General features: G+C 67.8%; 14 protein-coding genes. 7 read left to right on the top strand and 7 right to left on the bottom strand.

Annotated features, from left to right (window positions below; translation table 11 throughout):
* The first annotated feature begins 152 nt into the window (after nucleotides 1–152).
* The 3 genes from ctaC to ctaF are packed head-to-tail and all read left to right on the top strand — an operon-like array spanning nucleotide 153 to nucleotide 3,102.
* Nucleotides 153–977, top strand: coding sequence for an aa3-type cytochrome oxidase subunit II (gene ctaC, locus ACZK39_RS02000; RefSeq protein WP_463612375.1), 825 nt, complete (start codon nucleotides 153–155; stop codon nucleotides 975–977).
* Nucleotides 974–2,707, top strand: a complete 1,734-nt coding sequence (ctaD, locus tag ACZK39_RS01995; protein ID WP_463612374.1) for an aa3-type cytochrome oxidase subunit I — start codon at nucleotides 974–976, stop codon at nucleotides 2,705–2,707. Before ctaC ends, ctaD begins: the two co-directional genes overlap by 4 nt.
* On the top strand, nucleotides 2,704–3,102 hold the full coding sequence (gene ctaF, locus ACZK39_RS01990) for a cytochrome c oxidase subunit 4 (RefSeq protein ID WP_463612373.1): 399 nt from the start codon (nucleotides 2,704–2,706) through the stop codon (nucleotides 3,100–3,102). Before ctaD ends, ctaF begins: the two co-directional genes overlap by 4 nt.
* 138 nt (nucleotides 3,103–3,240) lie before the next feature.
* Here ctaF and ACZK39_RS01985 read toward each other — a convergent pair whose 3' ends face one another.
* Both ACZK39_RS01985 and ACZK39_RS01980 read right to left on the bottom strand, forming a co-directional pair.
* A complete protein-coding gene (locus ACZK39_RS01985) occupies nucleotides 3,241–3,765 on the bottom strand; it encodes a hypothetical protein (protein ID WP_463612372.1) in 525 nt (174 codons plus the stop codon).
* Nucleotides 3,766–4,054: 289 nt separating this feature from the next.
* Nucleotides 4,055–5,515: a GuaB1 family IMP dehydrogenase-related protein gene (locus ACZK39_RS01980; protein WP_463612371.1), complete on the bottom strand. Its 1,461-nt coding sequence runs from the start codon at nucleotides 5,513–5,515 to the stop codon at nucleotides 4,055–4,057.
* Nucleotides 5,516–5,690: 175 nt separating this feature from the next.
* Between ACZK39_RS01980 and ACZK39_RS01975 the strand changes: the two genes are divergently transcribed.
* A complete protein-coding gene (locus tag ACZK39_RS01975) occupies nucleotides 5,691–6,674 on the top strand; it encodes a pirin family protein (protein ID WP_463612370.1) in 984 nt (327 codons plus the stop codon).
* A gap of 204 nt (nucleotides 6,675–6,878) precedes the next feature.
* Here the strand turns inward: ACZK39_RS01975 and qcrB are convergent, their stop codons facing one another.
* Genes qcrB through ctaE form a run of 4 tightly spaced genes read right to left on the bottom strand, consistent with a single transcriptional unit; the run spans nucleotide 6,879 to nucleotide 11,245 of the window.
* The gene (qcrB, locus tag ACZK39_RS01970) at nucleotides 6,879–8,657 is read right to left on the bottom strand and encodes a cytochrome bc1 complex cytochrome b subunit (protein ID WP_463612369.1); all 1,779 of its coding nucleotides are present in this window, start codon (nucleotides 8,655–8,657) and stop codon (nucleotides 6,879–6,881) included.
* Nucleotides 8,657–9,721, bottom strand: a complete 1,065-nt coding sequence (qcrA, locus tag ACZK39_RS01965; protein ID WP_463612368.1) for a cytochrome bc1 complex Rieske iron-sulfur subunit — start codon at nucleotides 9,719–9,721, stop codon at nucleotides 8,657–8,659. The genes qcrB and qcrA overlap by 1 nt, the downstream gene beginning before the upstream one ends.
* Nucleotides 9,718–10,518 (bottom strand): cytochrome bc1 complex diheme cytochrome c subunit, encoded by an 801-nt coding sequence (gene qcrC / locus ACZK39_RS01960; protein WP_182782532.1) that lies wholly within the window; start codon nucleotides 10,516–10,518, stop codon nucleotides 9,718–9,720. The genes qcrA and qcrC overlap by 4 nt, the downstream gene beginning before the upstream one ends.
* Before the next feature lie 22 nt (nucleotides 10,519–10,540).
* Nucleotides 10,541–11,245: an aa3-type cytochrome oxidase subunit III gene (gene ctaE, locus ACZK39_RS01955; RefSeq protein WP_459056460.1), complete on the bottom strand. Its 705-nt coding sequence runs from the start codon at nucleotides 11,243–11,245 to the stop codon at nucleotides 10,541–10,543.
* Nucleotides 11,246–11,344: 99 nt separating this feature from the next.
* Here ctaE and ACZK39_RS01950 point away from each other — a divergent pair, with 99 nt between their 5' ends.
* From ACZK39_RS01950 to trpD, 3 genes are read left to right on the top strand one after another with little or no spacing between them, the layout of a single operon-like run.
* Nucleotides 11,345–12,346, top strand: coding sequence for a cytochrome c oxidase assembly protein (locus tag ACZK39_RS01950; protein WP_182782533.1), 1,002 nt, complete (start codon nucleotides 11,345–11,347; stop codon nucleotides 12,344–12,346).
* Entirely contained in the window at nucleotides 12,343–12,750 is a 408-nt protein-coding gene (locus tag ACZK39_RS01945; RefSeq protein ID WP_182782534.1) for a response regulator, read from the top strand. Before ACZK39_RS01950 ends, ACZK39_RS01945 begins: the two co-directional genes overlap by 4 nt.
* Nucleotides 12,750–13,787, top strand: a complete 1,038-nt coding sequence (gene trpD / locus ACZK39_RS01940; RefSeq protein ID WP_463612367.1) for an anthranilate phosphoribosyltransferase — start codon at nucleotides 12,750–12,752, stop codon at nucleotides 13,785–13,787. The genes ACZK39_RS01945 and trpD overlap by 1 nt, the downstream gene beginning before the upstream one ends.
* Before the next feature lie 648 nt (nucleotides 13,788–14,435).
* On the opposite strand, the gene ACZK39_RS01935 is transcribed toward trpD, so the two are convergent.
* Nucleotides 14,436–15,812, bottom strand: a complete 1,377-nt coding sequence (locus tag ACZK39_RS01935; protein WP_463612366.1) for an HNH endonuclease signature motif containing protein — start codon at nucleotides 15,810–15,812, stop codon at nucleotides 14,436–14,438.
* Nucleotides 15,813–15,837 lie beyond the last annotated feature (25 nt).

The raw sequence follows: 15,837 nt of genomic DNA, 5'->3' as shown, positions 1-15,837 counted from the left end.
CCCCTGTGGAGACATCTCCGCGGGGGTGGCTTTTTGCGTTAAGGTGGGCCCCAGCAGTGGTGTCCTGTGAATCCAGCATGGTTTTTCGCAGGGCTGTTCGGTCTACGGAAGGGCAACTTGTGAGTGGCAATCCTGCTCCATCGCGTCGGCGGATGGTTCGTGCAGCCTTGCTTGTCGGAGTCCCGTTCTCCCTGATGGGCTTGACGGCGTGCTCCGAGCAGGCGGCGCGGTTCGGCCTCCCGGTCGCGGCCACCGAACAGGCGCCCGTGATGGGCGACGTCTGGGTGGGTGCCTGGATCGCGTCCCTGGTGATCGGCCTGCTGGTCTGGGGCCTGATCGGATGGGCGGTCATCCGCTACCGCCGCCGCGACGGCGACGCTCCGGCTCCCCGGCAGACCACCTACCACCTGCCGCTCGAACTGCTCTACACCCTGGTGCCGTTCCTCATCATCGGCGTGCTGTTCTTCTACACCGTCAAGGCCTCAGACGCCGTGCTGCAGACCTCCGAGGATCCGGACGTCACCATCAACGTGATCGGTCAGAAGTGGTCTTGGACGTTCAACTACCTGGAGGCGGACAACCCGGACATCGGTACTGATGCGTTCACCGTCGGAACGCTGGAGACCATTCCGGATCTGTACCTGCCCGTCGATCAAACTGTGCGGTTCAATCTGCAGTCCGCCGATGTGATCCATTCTTTCTGGGTGCCGTCGTTCTACTTCAAGATGGACGTCATTCCCGGGACCACCAACTCCTTTGAGGTGACGCCCAACCGTCTGGGTATCTACGACGGTAAGTGCGCGGAGTTGTGCGGCGAGTATCACGCGTTGATGCTGTTCAAGCTGCATGTGGTGACTCAGGAGGAGTACGCCGCGCATGTTCGGGAGCTCGCCGCCAACGGCAACGCAGGCGAGAGGGAGTTGCAGGAGGCCCTTCAGGCCGTTCTGCCGACGGAAGCACCGGAGGAGCACCAGTGAGCAGCGCAACCATCACAGAGCGCACGGCGATCCAGCGGGAGACCCGCACGGAGCCGCACCGTCTCGGCGAGACCGTGATGAAGTACCTCACGACGACGGACCACAAGGTCATCGGCAACATGTACTTCGTCACCGCGTTCGGCTTCTTCATGTTCGGCGGCATCCTTGCGCTGTACATCCGCGCTGAGCTGGCCGCCCCGGGAATGCAGTTCGTCAACTACGAGACGTTCAACCAGTTCTTCACCATGCACGGCACCATCATGTTGCTGATGTTCGCCACGCCGATGTTCGCGGGGTTCGCCAACGCCATCCTGCCGCTTCAGCTCGGCGCCCCGGATGTGGCGTTCCCGCGCATGAACGGATTCTCGTTCTGGCTCTACCTGTTCGGCTCGCTGATGGCGTGCGCCGGCTTCCTCAGCCCCGACGGCGCCGCCAGCTTCGGCTGGTTCGCCTACGCGCCGCTCTCCAACGCCATCCACTCGCCCGGCATCGGGCACGACCTGTGGCTGATGGGCCTCTACCTGCTGGGCCTGTCGACCATCCTCGGCTCGGTGAACTTCATCACCACGATCATCACCATGCGCGCCCCCGGGCTCACGATGTTCCGGATGCCGATCTTTGCGTGGAACATCCTGGTCACCTCGCTGATGGTCCTCATCGCCTTCCCCGTGCTGGCGGCCGGCCTGCTGGTGCTCGAGGCGGATCGCGTCCTGGGTTCGCACGTGTTCGACCCCGCGTCGGGCGGCCCCATCCTCTGGCAGCACTTGTTCTGGTTCTTCGGTCACCCCGAGGTCTACATCATCGCGCTGCCGTTCTTCGGCATCATCACCGAGGTGCTGAGCGCGTTCAGCCGCAAGCCGGTGTTTGGCTACTACGGCCTGGTGTTCGCGACGCTGTCCATCGGCGCCCTGTCGGTCTCGGTGTGGGCGCACCATATGTTCGTCACCGGCTCGGTCAACCTTCCGTTCTTCTCGTTCATGACGTTCATGATCGCGGTGCCCACCGGCGTGAAGTTCTTCAACTGGATCGGCACCATCTGGCGGGGGTCGTTGACGCTCAACACGTCGATGACGTTCGCCATCGGGTTCCTCACCACGTTCCTGTTCGGCGGCCTGACGGGCATCATCCTGGCGGCGCCGGCGCTGGACTTCCAGGTCTCCGACACCTACTTCGTGGTCGCGCACTTCCACTACGTGCTGTTCGGCACTGTGGTGTTCGCGATGTTCGCTGGCTTCTACTACTGGTGGCCGAAGTTCACCGGCAAGATGCTCAACGAGACGTGGGGCCAGGTGCATTTCTGGCTCCTGTTCGTCGGCTTCCACACCACCTTCCTCGTGCAGCACTGGCTGGGCGTCGAGGGCATGCAGCGACGCATTGCGGATTACGGCGCCTGGGAGGGCTTCACGTTCCTGAACCAGGTGTCGACGTTCGGTGCGTTCCTGCTGGGTGTGTCCATGCTGCCGTTCCTGTGGAACGTGTGGATCACGCGGAAGTCGCCCATGGTGGGCGTCAACGACCCGTGGGGATGGGGACGCTCGCTGGAGTGGGCCACGTCCTGCCCGCCGCCGCGTCACAACTTCGATTCGCTGCCGCGCATCCGCTCCCTCAGCCCCGCGCTGGACATGCACCGGCCTGAGCTGGTTGAGGCTGCGAACCTGCACGCGGAGGATCCTGGCGAGTTGCTGGACCGGGTCAACCCCATCATCGAGCCGGAAGGTGCCAAGCAGTGAAGCCCGAGAGGTACGTCTTCTGGTTCATCTTCGTCTTCTTCGCGGTGGTGACGCCCATCTACTGGTTCATGGCACGCGAGATCGCCGGCACGTTCGTGTTGGGCTTCAGCGGGCTGGTGGGCCTGATGATCGCCGGCTACCTGACGCTGACGGCACGGAGTTTCGACCCGCGGCCGGAGGACCGTGAGGACGCTGAGGTGATCGAGGGGGCGGGCACCATCGGGTTCTTCGCGCCGAAGAGCATCTGGCCGTTCTTCGCCGCGTTGACCGTCATGGTCATCTTCCTGGGCCCGGCCCTGTCGCAGCCGTGGATCAGCCTTGTGGGCTTCGGGATCGGCATCTGGTCGGCCAGCGGTTGGATCCTCGAGTTCTACCGGGGCGACTACAAGCACTGAGGACGCCTCCGGACCGAACTTAACAGGGCCTCGTCCGATCGGACGAGGCCCTGTCAGTGGTGTGCAACCGCCTGTGTTGGGAGTAGGCCATAAGGGGCGCATCCCAAGAGGGATGCGCCCCTTCGAGGACGACCGGACTCAGCCTGCGAGTGCAGCGCAGGTGCACTCGCCGCCGGGCGGGGTGCCACCGACAACGATCGACCTGGGGATGTTCTGGTGTGCGGGGGAGTCGCCGGAGCAGTCGTTATTGCCCGAGCAAGTGTGGCTCCACGCAATCGTCACGTCTGCTTTGAACGTGAGGTCTGCGCTGGTGGAGCTGTTCTCGAAGCGGAAGACAACGTTCTCAGTGGCCCCGGGCGCGATCGTGTAGCACCCAGTCGTGGGGCCCTTCGCGGTCCAAATGACAGGAGGATTCTGATTGTAGGTGTCTCCGGAAGTGACCACCATGCTGACTGGGCACATGTAGATGGTCTTGACAGGATCGTTGTTCTTCACCGCGAAAGTGATGCCGTAGGACTTGTCGAGGTCGAGCTGGCAGTTGTTGCCGGGCCACTTGCAGGCGCTCAGGAAGGTCACATCCGGTATCGGACCCGAGAGGGCGAAGGCTGGGGCTGCGCCGGCGACGGCGACGGCGGGCACCGACCAGGCGATGCCCTTGGCCACGGTGCGACGATTGATGGGTGCGGCTGAGTCAAAAGCCATGGTGGTATTCCCCTCATGATCGGCACGTCTGCGCCGAGGCGTATGGTCTAGCACACTTTAACACCTGAGAGCGGCTTGAGAGAATACAGGTCCATCGCTTGCCACAGGCGTGTCGACGGCGAGGTTTGGCCGATGGTGAACGTCCCCTCCCGCTCCCTGAGGAGAGCCCTCCGCGAAGCGGCGGGGGCGCATCTCGAAGGGTCGTGACCGCACGTGCAAGCGGGCCCGCCCGGAAGCGGACCGGAACGGTTCACCAGCTCTGATCGAGCGGGCGACCCTCCTCGTATCCGGACCCGGACTGGACCCCGACGACGGCCCGCTCGGCGAACTCGTCTAGGCTCCTCGCCCCGGCGTAGGTGCACGACGACCGTACGCCGGAGGTGATCCAGTCGATCAGGTCCTCCACCCCCGGGCGCCTCGGGTCGAGATACATCCTCGACGACGAGATGCCTTCCTCGAACATCGCGGCACGGGCCCGGTCGAAGGCCGACTGCTCGCGCGTGCGCTGCCGCACCGCCCGCGACGACGCCATCCCGAACGACTCCTTGTACACCCGCCCTTGGTTGTCCATCAGCTGGTCCCCGGTCGACTCGTGCGTTCCCGCGAACCAGGAGCCGATCATCACGGACCCGGCGCCGGCGGCGAGAGCGAGGGCGACGTCACGGGGGTGGCGGACCCCGCCGTCGGCCCAGACGGACTTCCCGCGCTCCTTCGCCGCCTCGGCGCACTCCAGCACGGCGGAGAACTGTGGCCGGCCGACGCCCGTCTGCATCCGCGTGGTGCACATCGCGCCTGGCCCGACGCCCACCTTGAGGATGTCGGCGCCGGCGTCAATGAGGTCGTCGCAGCCGTCGGTGGTCACCACGTTGCCCGCGACGATGAGGACCCGCCGGCCGGTCTCGGCCTCGAACGCGTCCCGCGCGTCCCTGGCGAGGCTCAGCGCGGAGATCATCTTCTCCTGGTGCCCGTGGGCGGTGTCCATCACGATCACATCAGCGCGACCCTCCAACGCGGCGCGGACCTTCGCCGAGATGTCGCCGTTGATGCCCACCGCGACACCCGCGCGCAGGCGGCCCTTGTGGTCGACGGCGGGGGAGTAGATCGCGGAGCGCAGGGCGCCCTTGGGGGTCATCAGGCCGACGAGGCGGTCGTCGGCGTCGACGGCCAGCGCCACCTTCTGGTGCTGCTCGCTGAGCGTCGCGAAGACGCCGGCGGGGCTGGTGTCCGCGGCCACGCGGGTGACGTCGCTGGTCATCACGTCCTTGGCCTGCGCGAAGCGGTCGGAGTCCGACGCGTCCTGCGGCGTGACGAGCCCGACGATGCGGCGATCCTTGTCCACCACGACGGCGACTCCGTGGGCACGCTTGCCGATCAGGCTGAGGGTTTCCCCGACGGTGGTGGTGGGGGAGACGGTGACGGCGGTGTCGAAGACGGGGTGCGCGGCCTTGACCTTGTCGATGGACCTGGCCACGACGTCGCTGGGGATGTCCTGCGGGAAGATCGCCAGGCCGCCGCGGCGGGCCATGGTCTCGGCCATGCGGCGGCCGGAGACAGCCGTCATGTTCGCCGCGACGAGGGGGGTGGGGGTGGCGAGGCCGTCGGTGGAGGTCAGATCCACGTCGAGCCGGGAGCTGATGCTCGATCGGCTGGGGACCATGAAGACGTCGCTGTAGGTCAGGTCGTAGCTGGGGTCACCGTGAAGGAATCGCACGTCGGGTGAGTCTACCTGAGTCCCGCTAGGTGAGCCGGGCGCTGAGTTCCGCGGACTTCACTCGCCGCTGGGTGGCTAGTCGGGCGCGGAGCGCCGCCGACCGCGTCGAACCCCCCGGCACCCGGTGCAGGAAGCATCCGACGGGTAGCGTGGAGGCACCCGCGCAAGGAGTGCCATGAGCAACACCGAGTCCTCGCCCCAGTTCGTCGACTGCGAGCACCACAACCACCCGCCCACGGAAGTCCAGCGGCTCGCGCCCAAGCTCGTGAGCCTCGGCGAAGGGCCCGACGCGATGACCGTGCGACGCACCCTCCCGCAGCTCGAGCGGTCCTTCGTCGGCGCCTGGTGCTTCGCAGACCACTACGGCCCGAACCTCGTCGAGGCCACTGGCGGAATGGACGTCGCGCCGCACCCGCACACGTCGCTGCAGACGGTCAGCTGGCTGTTCGACGGCGAGATCGAGCACCGCGACTCCGGCGGCGTCCACGACCTCGTCCGCCCCGGCGAGGTCAATCTCATGACATCCGGTTTCGGCATCTCGCACTCCGAGGTGACCACCGCCCAGACCGAGTACCTCCACGGCGTGCAGCTGTGGGTGGTGCTGCCCGAGCACGCCAAGGACATGCAGCGCGGCTTCCAGCACCACCGCCCCGACGTCGTCGACATCCCGGGCGGTCATGCCCGCGTGATGGTGGGGGAGCTCGCGGGGGCATCGTCGCCGATCACCACGGAGACCGGCCTCCTCGGCGTCGAGCTGATCCTCCGCCCCGGGGCCGAATGGGAGTTCGAGGTGAGGCCGGGCTTCGAGCACGGCGTGCTGGTGGACGTCGGCGCCGTCGAGGTGGACGGGGTGCTGATCGACAAGGACGCCATGGGTGTCCGCGACGCCGGCCTGAACCATCTCCGCCTCCGGAACCCCACAGACCGCGACGCCCGCCTCATGCTGCTCGGCGGTGAGCCGTTCGAGGAGGGCATCGTGATGTGGTGGAACTTCATCGGCCGCAGCCACGAGGAGATCGTTGAGCTGCGGGAGGCGTGGCAGGCGGGCGACGACAGGTTCGGCGGAGTCCGCGGCTACAAGGGCGCCACGCAGCGCCTCGACGCCCCACCGCTTCCGACGACGAGGCTCAAGCCGCGCTTCCGCCGCCGTCGCGGCTGACCTCTGCCGGTCCTCCCCGCGCGGTTGCGAGAGGCCGGCGCGGCTGACGTTCCTCCAGACCGGTCCTCGGGCCCCCTGGGGGGTCGAGGACCGGTCTGGAGGAACATCAGCCGCGCGGCCCCGACGTGACCCAAGGCCGCGACCCCAAACGCGACGGAGGGCGCCGTCCTCAGACGACGCCCTCCGGCCAACTCTTCAACCCATCTAGTGGTGCAGACCCGCCTTGTCGGCTCCGGCCCCGTGGCGAGGACCGTCCAGCTCGCGACCCTCCACCGCGACACCGTCGACGGCGTGGCCATCCGGACCGACCCCATTGAGCGACCCATGGCCCCCATGCGACCCATGATGCGCAGCCGCCTCAAGCTCCTGGGCGGTCGGCTTGGCGATGTCGTGGCCGAGGTACCACCGCGACAGTCGAGCCCGCAGCCGCGACACTCCACCCTTGCGGCGGACACCCGCGGCGTCCGTGTCGGCCCCCGCGACGAGCACCTTGTGCTGCAGGTGCTGGGTGAGCACGAACTGCTCCCCGTGTGACACCGGCACGTGGGACTCCGAGTACCCGCCCGACGGCGACCTCACGATCACGCCGTCCTCCGAGCCGTGCAGGGCGCGTTCGCGGTCCGCCCGCTGCAGGCTGAGGCAGATGCGCTTCGTGACCATGAACGCGATGATGGGACCGACGAACACCGCGACCCTCGTGAACAACGTGATGGCGTTGAGGTCCAGGGCGAACCGGGTGGCGATGATGTCGTTGCCGCCGGCGATCCAGAACATGCCGTAGGACGTCATCCCCGCGACACCGAGCGCCGTGCGCACCGGCGCGTTCCGCGGACGGTCCAGCAGGTGGTGTTCGCGCTTGTCCCCGGTGATCCAGGCCTCGATGAACGGCCACGCGCCGAGCGCGGTGAACAGCACGCCCATCAGGCCGACGCCGGGCAGGAACACGCTCCATGTCCAGGTGGTGCCCCAGAAGCTTGATTCGAGGGCGGGCATGATGCGGATGGCGCCTTCCACCCAGCCCATGTACCAGTCGGGCTGGGAGCCCGCGGTGACCTTTGACGGGTCGTAGGGCCCGTACAGCCACACCGGGTTGATCTGGAACAGGCCGCCCATGAGGACCAGGACGCCGAACACGATGAAGAAGAAGCCGCCCATGTGGGAGATGTAGACGGGGAACATCGGGTAGCCGACGACGTTGTTCTCGGTGCGGCCGGGGCCAGGGAACTGTCCGTGCTTGTGGTAGACCATGAGCGCCATGTGCGCGGAGATCAGGCCGAGCAGGATGCCGGGCACCAGCAGGATGTGCACCATGTAGAGCCGGGGGATGAGGATGTCGCCGGGGAACTCGCCGCCGAAGACGAAGAACTCGGCCCAGGTGCCGATGATCGGGATGGAGCGCACGAGCCCGTTGACGAACCGGAGGCCGGTGCCGGACAGCAGATCATCAGGCAGGGAGTAGCCGGCGAATCCGGCGATCAGCGACAGCGACAGCAGCCCCACGCCGATCAGCCAGTTGACCTCGCGCGGCTTGCGGAACGCGCCGGTGAAGAACACGCGCAGCATGTGCACCGTGGCCGCCGCCACGAACAGCAGCGCCGCCCAGTGGTGGATCTGGCGCACCAGCAGGCCGCCGCGCACGTCGAAGGAGATGTTGAGGGTGGAGGCGAACGCCTCGGAGACAGGCATGCCCTTGAGGAGCTGGTACGAGCCGTCGTATTCGATCTCCGCCATGGACGGCACGAACCAGATGGTGAGGAACACGCCGGTGAGCAGCAGGACGATGAACGAGAACAGCGCGATCTCGCCGAGCATGAAGGACCAGTGGTCGGGGAAGACCTTGCGCAGGAGGGGCTTGGTGAGCTTCGTGAGCCCGACCCGCTCGTCGGCCCACTTGACGAGGCCCGGCGCCTCCGGGTTGGTCACCGGCGCGACCTTCGCCTCCAGCGTCGGCGACGACGGGGCGACTGTGGTGGGATCGGCCATTACTGGTCACCATCCTTGAAGTCGTTGCTCGAGTCGCGCTCGAAGAAGCTCGGGCCGACGGGGAGGGTGAAGTCTCCCTGGGCCACCAGGTAACCGTGCGCGTTGACCTTGATGGCCAGCTGCGGCAGCGAACGGGCCGCGGGCCCGAACACCACGACGCCACTGTTGCCGAGGTCGAACGTCGACTGGTGGCATGGGCACAGCAGGTGGTGGGTCTGGCGCTCCCACAGCGAGATGGGGCAGCCCACGTGGGTGCAGATCTTGGAGTAGGCGAGGATGCCCGAGACGTGCCAGTCGCGGCGCGATTCCGGGATCTGGATCGAGTTGGGGTCCATCCGCACGAGGATGAGCGACGACTTGGCCTTGGCCTGGTGCGCCTCCACGCCGTGCAGGTCCCGTAGGGTCGCGGGCTGGGCGTTGACCAGCTGACCCACCTCCAGCATTTCGGGGCGGATGGGCAGCCAGTTCTCGTCGTTGAGGATGAGGACGTCCTCGGCCCAGATGGTCTGCTCGATGGTCTCGGCGCGGACGGCCTTGGTGGGGTGCGGTCCCATGTCCGCCAGCAACACCACGAGGGGAACCACCGACATGCCGACGGCGCCACCGAGGGCGCCGAGGATCAGCTTGCGACGGCGGACTCCGGACTGTTCGACGCCGTCCTCCCAGCCCTGCATCATGGTGCGCATCTCCTCCGGGGTGGAGGAGGCGGAGTGGCGGGTCTCGACCATTTCCCGGTCGTCCATGATCAGCTTCGCCCACTGGATCACCGCGACACCGATCAGCACGGCCGACAGGCCGCCGGTCAGGCCGAAGCCCACGTTCTGCGCGTTCGCCCGGAGGATGCCGAAGTCGATGACCATGTCGCGCGGGACGGCGAAGTAGATCACGATGAAGGCGATGGACAGGAGGGGGACGGCGCCGAGCATGAGGAGGATGGCGGTGTAGGCGCGGTTGCCCGCGCCCTTGTCCGCGTCGGCGTAACGCTCGACGTGTTCCTCGAGGCCGGGGTTGGCGACGCTGTGACCCAGTTCGGGGTCACGCACCGGCAGGTTGTCGTGGCTCATCGGGCCCGGGCCCCCTTCTTAGCGATCCAGGTGGCGACGATGGCGAGACCACCGATGCCGATCACGAAGGCCCAGAAGCCTTCGGAGACGGGCCCGGCGTCGCCCATGGTGAGGCCGCCGTAGTTGGGTTGCGAGTTGGCCTCGTCGAGGTAGCCGATGATCTCGCGGACGCTCTGGTCCGGCATGACGTCCTTGGAGAACGTGGGCATCTGCTGGGGGCCGGTGCGCATGGCCTCGTAGATGTGGACCGGTGCGGTCTCCACCAGGGAGGGGGCGTACTTGCCGTTGGGCATCGCGCCGCCGCCGCCGACGATGCCGTGGCAGGCGGAGCAGTTGGCGCGGAAGAGGGCGCCGCCGCGGGCGATCTCCTCCTCGGTGAGGCCCTCGGGTGAGTACTGGTCTTCAGTCGGGATGGCGGGGCCGGCGCCGAGGGTGGCGACGTAGGCCGCCACCGCTTCGATCTGCTCCTGCGAGTAGTTGACCTGGCGGGCGGGCAGCTGGGCCTGCTCGCGGGCCGCCGGCATGCGGCCGGTGCCCATCTGGAAGTCCACGGACGCGGCGCCCACGCCCACCAGGGACGGGCCCTGCGAAGTGCCTTCGCCGCCGAGGCCGTGGCAGGAGGAGCAGGTGAAGTCGAAGAGGGCCTTGCCCTCCTCGATCTGCTGGGTCATCTCGGTCTCGGCGGAGGACCGCTGGGGGCTGACGACGCTGTAGCCCAGGCCGACGACGAGGAGGGCCAAGATCAGCAGCAAGGGACGCGCCGCCGCATGCCGCCGGAGGTTGGTCAGGAACTTCACGGTGTCTCCAGGTCTAGTGCGGTCAGCGGAGGAAGTAGAGGACGCCGAAGAGCAGGATCCAGATCACGTCGACGAAGTGCCAGTAGTAGGACACGACGTGGGCGCCGACGGTCTGCTCGTGGGTGTGGGTGCGCGTCATGTAGGAGCGCGCCAGGATGAACCAGAAGGCGACGATGCCGCCGATGACGTGGAGGCCGTGGAAGCCGGTGGCGAGGAAGAACACGGACCAGTACTGGTTGGTGGAGATGGTGAAGCCCTCGCCGAAGAGGGTGAAGTACTCCCACACCTGGCCGGCGACGAAGATGGAGCCCAGGGTGGCGGTGACGATGAAGCCCTGCCGCATGCCCCACTTGATGGGGTTGAGCCAGGAGCCCGACACCCGGCCGGCCTCGGCCGCGTTGGCGGCGAGCTGGCAGGTCACCGACGACAGCACCAGGATGGCGGTGTTGACGGCGGCGAAGGTGGTGTCCAGGTGCACCGTGTTGGCGTCCCACAGCGACGTCACCCCGGCGGCGGCCGCGGCGTCGTTGGTGATGCTGCGGATCCAGAAGTAGGCGGCGAACAGGGCTGCGAAGAACATCAGCTCGCTCGCGAGCCACACGATGGTGCCGACGGCGACCGTGTCCGGCCTGCCCATCGGCTTGTTCAGTCGTGCGGAGGGGACAGCGTGGAGTGCGCCCGTGGGCAGCTCCGTCGGTGCGATGAGGGTGTCATGATTGGTCGCCACGAGGTCATTATTGCGGTAAAACCCGTTGAGGTCACGCCAGCGGCCGGATTAGGGGTACCCCCCTGGTTTCGCGGCGGAGGGGCATGCGATAATCCGCGCATGTTTGTCCAGGCTTTGGCCGCACTTCCGCTGCACGCCAAGCCCGACGACGACATCATTCCGCTGGTGGGTGCGCGCTACTTCACCGCCTGGGAATTCCCGCTCTACGCGGTGCTGGGCCTGCTCGTCGTGGGTGGCCTGTACCTGTGGGGCGTGTGGACGCTGCACCGTCGCGGTGACCGGTGGCCGGTCATGCGCACCGTGTCCTTCGTCGGACTCGGGTTGGGCACCATCGCGGTGGCCATCTTCAGCTTCCTGGGCGTCTACGACACTGTGCTGTTCTGGGTGCACATGCTCCAGCACATGCTGCTGAACATGATCGCGCCGGTGTTCCTGGTGTTCGGTGCGCCGGCCACCCTGGCGCTGCGCACCCTCCCGAAGCGGCAGCGGGGCTGGCTGTTGGCGGTGCTGCATTCGACGGTGGCGAAGGTGCTGCTGTTCCCGCCGCTCACCACGGGGCTGATGGTGGCCAGCCCGTTCGCGCTGTACATGTCGGGCTGGTACGAGATCACGCTGCAGAACGACTTCTGGCACGATTTCCTGCACTTCTACCTGATCACTCTGGGCTGCCTGTTCTTCTTCCCGCTGCTGGGGGTGGATCCGGTGCCGATCAAGATGCCGTATCCCATCCGGATCCTGCTGTTCCTGCTCACGATGCCGTTCCACGCCTTCCTGGGCGTGACGATCATGGGCTCGACGCGGCTGATCGCCGAGGAGTGGTACCTGGCCTTTGAGCGGTCGTGGGGTCTGTCGCCGATGGAGGATCAGTCCTGGGCGGGGGGACTGATGTGGGCCACGGGGGACATCACGATGTTCGCGGCCATGATCACGATCTTCATCCAATGGATCAAGGACTCCAACCGGGAGGCCAAACGGGTGGACAGGGCCCTGGACCGGGAGGAGGCCCAGCGCACCAGGCAGCCGGGTCTTGGCTACGATGACCCCCAGAAGGATCCTCGGCCGACGGTTGTCGGCGACAACGCGAAGGAAGACCCAAGATGAGCGAAGCCACCGCGAAGGTGCTGGTGTTCTCCGACGACCGAACGGTGCGCGAACAGGTCCGGCTGACCCTGGGCAGCAGCGTCGCCCGCGATCTGCCGCCGATCGAGATCTTCGAGGTCGCCACCCAGGGCGCGCTGCTGCGCACGCTGGACGCCGGCACGGACTACGCGGTGATGATCTTCGACGGCAACGCCCAGCCCTCGGGCGGGTTCGGCCTGGCGCACCAGGTGAAGGAGGAGTACGCCGACTGTCCTCCGGTGATGCTGCTCGTCTCGCGTGAGGCGGACGCGTGGCTGGCGTCGTGGGCGCGCGCCGAGGCCGTGGCCCCCTTCCCGATCGACCCGGTCACCATGCCTGTCCAGGCGGCCAACCTGATCCGCGCCCGGTTGGCGCAGGTCGGCTGATGTCGGGCTACACCTGGCCCGACATCCTGACCGGCCTGGTGCGCAGCGAGGGCCTTGAGTCCACCGCCGCGACGTGGGCGCTCAACGAGATCCTTGCGGGGCGCGCCTCCGAGGTGCAGATCGCTGCTCTGCTGACGGCGCTGCGTGCGAAGGGCGAGTCCGAGGACGAGATCGCGGGGCTGGCGGACGCGATGCTCGCCAACGCGCTGCCCATCGCGCTGGATCCTGACGCGGTGGACGTCGTGGGCACGGGCGGCGACCGCGCCAACACCGTCAACATCTCGACGATGGCCGCCATCGTCGCTGCTGGTGCGGGGGCAAAGGTGGTCAAGCACGGGTCGCGGGCGGCGTCGTCGATGGCGGGCACCGCGGACACGCTGGAGGCGCTGGGGGTGCGGATCGACGTCGAGCCCGCGCGGCAGGCGTTGATCCTCGACGAGGTGGGCATCGTGTTCCTCTTCGCGCAGCTGTACCACCCGGCGATGAGGAACGTGGCGGGGGTGCGCAAGGCGCTGGGGATCCAGACCACCTTCAACTTCCTCGGCCCGCTGGCCAACCCGGCCCGGCCGCGCGCGATGGCGTTGGGTGTGGCCAACGACGACGTGGCCCCGGTGATCGCGCGGGTGCTCGCCGAACGCGGCACGCGGGGCATGGTGTTCCGAGGGTTCGACGGATTGGACGAGTTGACCACGACGTCGGAGTCTGACGTGTGGATGATCTCTGAGGGTCGCGTGCACCGCACGGTGCTGAACCCGGAGGACCTCGGCCTGGAGCCGGCGGCCCCCCACGACCTTCACGGCGGTGACGCGCCGCACAACGCGCAGGTGGCCAGGGACATGCTGGCCGGCAAGCCGGGCCCGGTGCGCGACATCGTGGTGTTGAACGCGGCCGCGGCCTTGTTGGCGTATCGGGGGATCTCGACGGTGCTGCCGCTGGTGGACCAGATGCGCGAACCTCTCAAGGCGGCCCAGGACGCCGTCGACTCCGGCGCCGCCGCCTCGACCCTCGACCGCTGGGTGGAAGCCGCCAACCGCTGACGAGCCCTTTCCCGCCGGCGGAGCTGCCCTTTCCCGCCGGCCGAGCTGCCCGATTCCGCTGGCTGAGGTACGGCGCAGGGCCCTTTTCCGCTGGCCGAGCTGCCCTTTTCCGCTGGCTGAGGTGCCGCGCAGCGGCCTCGAAGCCTATGAAACGTGACCTTTCAGACCGCCTTCCCCCTGGCTGAGGCACCCCTACCGCTGGCTGAGGCGCCGCGCAGCGGCCTCGAAGCCTCTGAAACGCGACCTTCAAGACCCCCTGGCTGAGGCACCGCGGGGGCTCATTCCCGCTCCCTGAGGAGGGGCCCACCCGCGGAGCGGCGTGGCCCTGTCTCGAAGGGTCGTAACGCACCCTCGCAGGCGAAGTGCCATCGGGTTCCTGTCTGCACTCTGAGGAGGCCGGCGTCGCGAAGGTCGGCCCTGCGCCGCTCCCTGAGGAGGCCGGCGTCGCGGAGCGACCGCCGGCTGTCTCGAAGGGTCGTAACGCAGCCTCGCAGGCGAAGTGCCATCGGGTTCCTGCCTGCCCTCTGAGGAGGCCGGCGTCGCGAAGGTCGGCCCTGCGCCGCTCCCTGAGGAGGCCGGCGTCGCGGAGCGACCGCCGGCTGTCTCGAAGGGTCGTGTCGCGCGCGTTCAGACCCGGGCGGCCGGGTCCTAAGGCCGACGGTGGACCTCGCCCGGCCGTCGATCACGACCGTGCAGATACAGCCGCATTCGTTTCGTCGGCGAGATCATCGGGTTGCGGGTGACCGGATCGAACGTGATGGTCCATTGGTCCGCCGCGTCGTTGAAGCGTTGCGGCTCCACGACGGCGTGGTGGTGGGCGCATAACAAGACCAGGTTTCCCATCGAGGTTGGCCCGCCGAGGTACCAGGGGATCACGTGATGGGCTTCGCAGGCTGTGTCTGGTGCCGTGCAGTTGGGGAAGATGCAGCCACCGTCGCGGATGGTCAGCGCTTTGCGGAGAGCGCGGCTGACGAGGCGCTCGGTGAGGCCGAGGTCCAGAACCTCAGACCCGCCGCCGAGCACCACGGGCGTGAGGTCCGCGTCGCAGCACAGGCGACGCAGCTCCCCGGCGGAGACCTTCGTGCCCGAGGCCAGCACGCCGACGGCTTCGGCGCGACCGCGGAGGTCGGATTCCTGGATGGTGACCACGATCCGGGGCCGGTCTCCCGCGACAGTCGGGGCCCCGCGGTGCTCGCCCACCAGGGTGGTGAAAGCATCGGCGCGGCGCTGCTCCGGCGTGCGGCCCTGGTCTGCGGCCGCGTGATCGCGCAGTAGCTGCGGCCCGGGGCGCAGCGAACGGACACCGGTGAGCCGATCTCGCGCCGCTCGTCGATCCGCCTGGACGTAGGCCTCGACGGTGGCGATCAACGGTGCCGCGTCCACCGCGGGCAGCGACCCCCTGAACCACACCGAGCCGTCGCCGTCGTCCCCGTAGGAGAATGAGCGCTTCGCCTTCGCCCGCCGGGCCTGGGCCTCCATATCCGCGACCAGCTGTTCCCGGGTGGGCACCTGTTCCGGCGCAACCTCGGCCAGGACCAGCGGCGCCAGCTTCGACAACTCCCGCGGTGTGGTGGTGCCTGCCCGTCCGAGGAACGCCTCCTGCGCTAGCTCCAGCTGCTCCGCGGTCAGCGAGGCCGGAAGCTCTGCCATGCCCTTCGAGATGGCCACGGCATGCGCCGGAGACACCTCGCCGTCGAGCGCCGCCTGCTTCACATGGGAGTGGGCCGCGACATCCCGCGCCTGGAAGACCTGCGCTGCGGCTTCTTTCGTGTCACGCTGCTCCGACACCGCCAGAAACGACGTCAACGGCGTGCCGGCCGCCCGCATGGACGCCTGCGCCCGGTTGGCTTCGTCGGTCAGCACGAGGGCCAGCGTCCCCACTCGCTCCGACAGCCGCCGCGCACGCTGCATCAACCGCAGCCTCGCCGGGGCATCCAGCCCCGCTCGCTCGGCGTGATCCACCTGCGACAGCGTGGACTCCAGCGCATCGAGCGCCTGATCCGTGGTGAGCCGCCGTTGATGCATGCCCCCATTTTAATCGAACGCAAGC

The sequence above is a fragment of the Tessaracoccus luoxuelianae genome (assembly GCF_055326245.1).
Note: the sequence above shows the minus strand (reverse complement) of the source record. Positions and strands in the feature narration are given on the sequence as shown.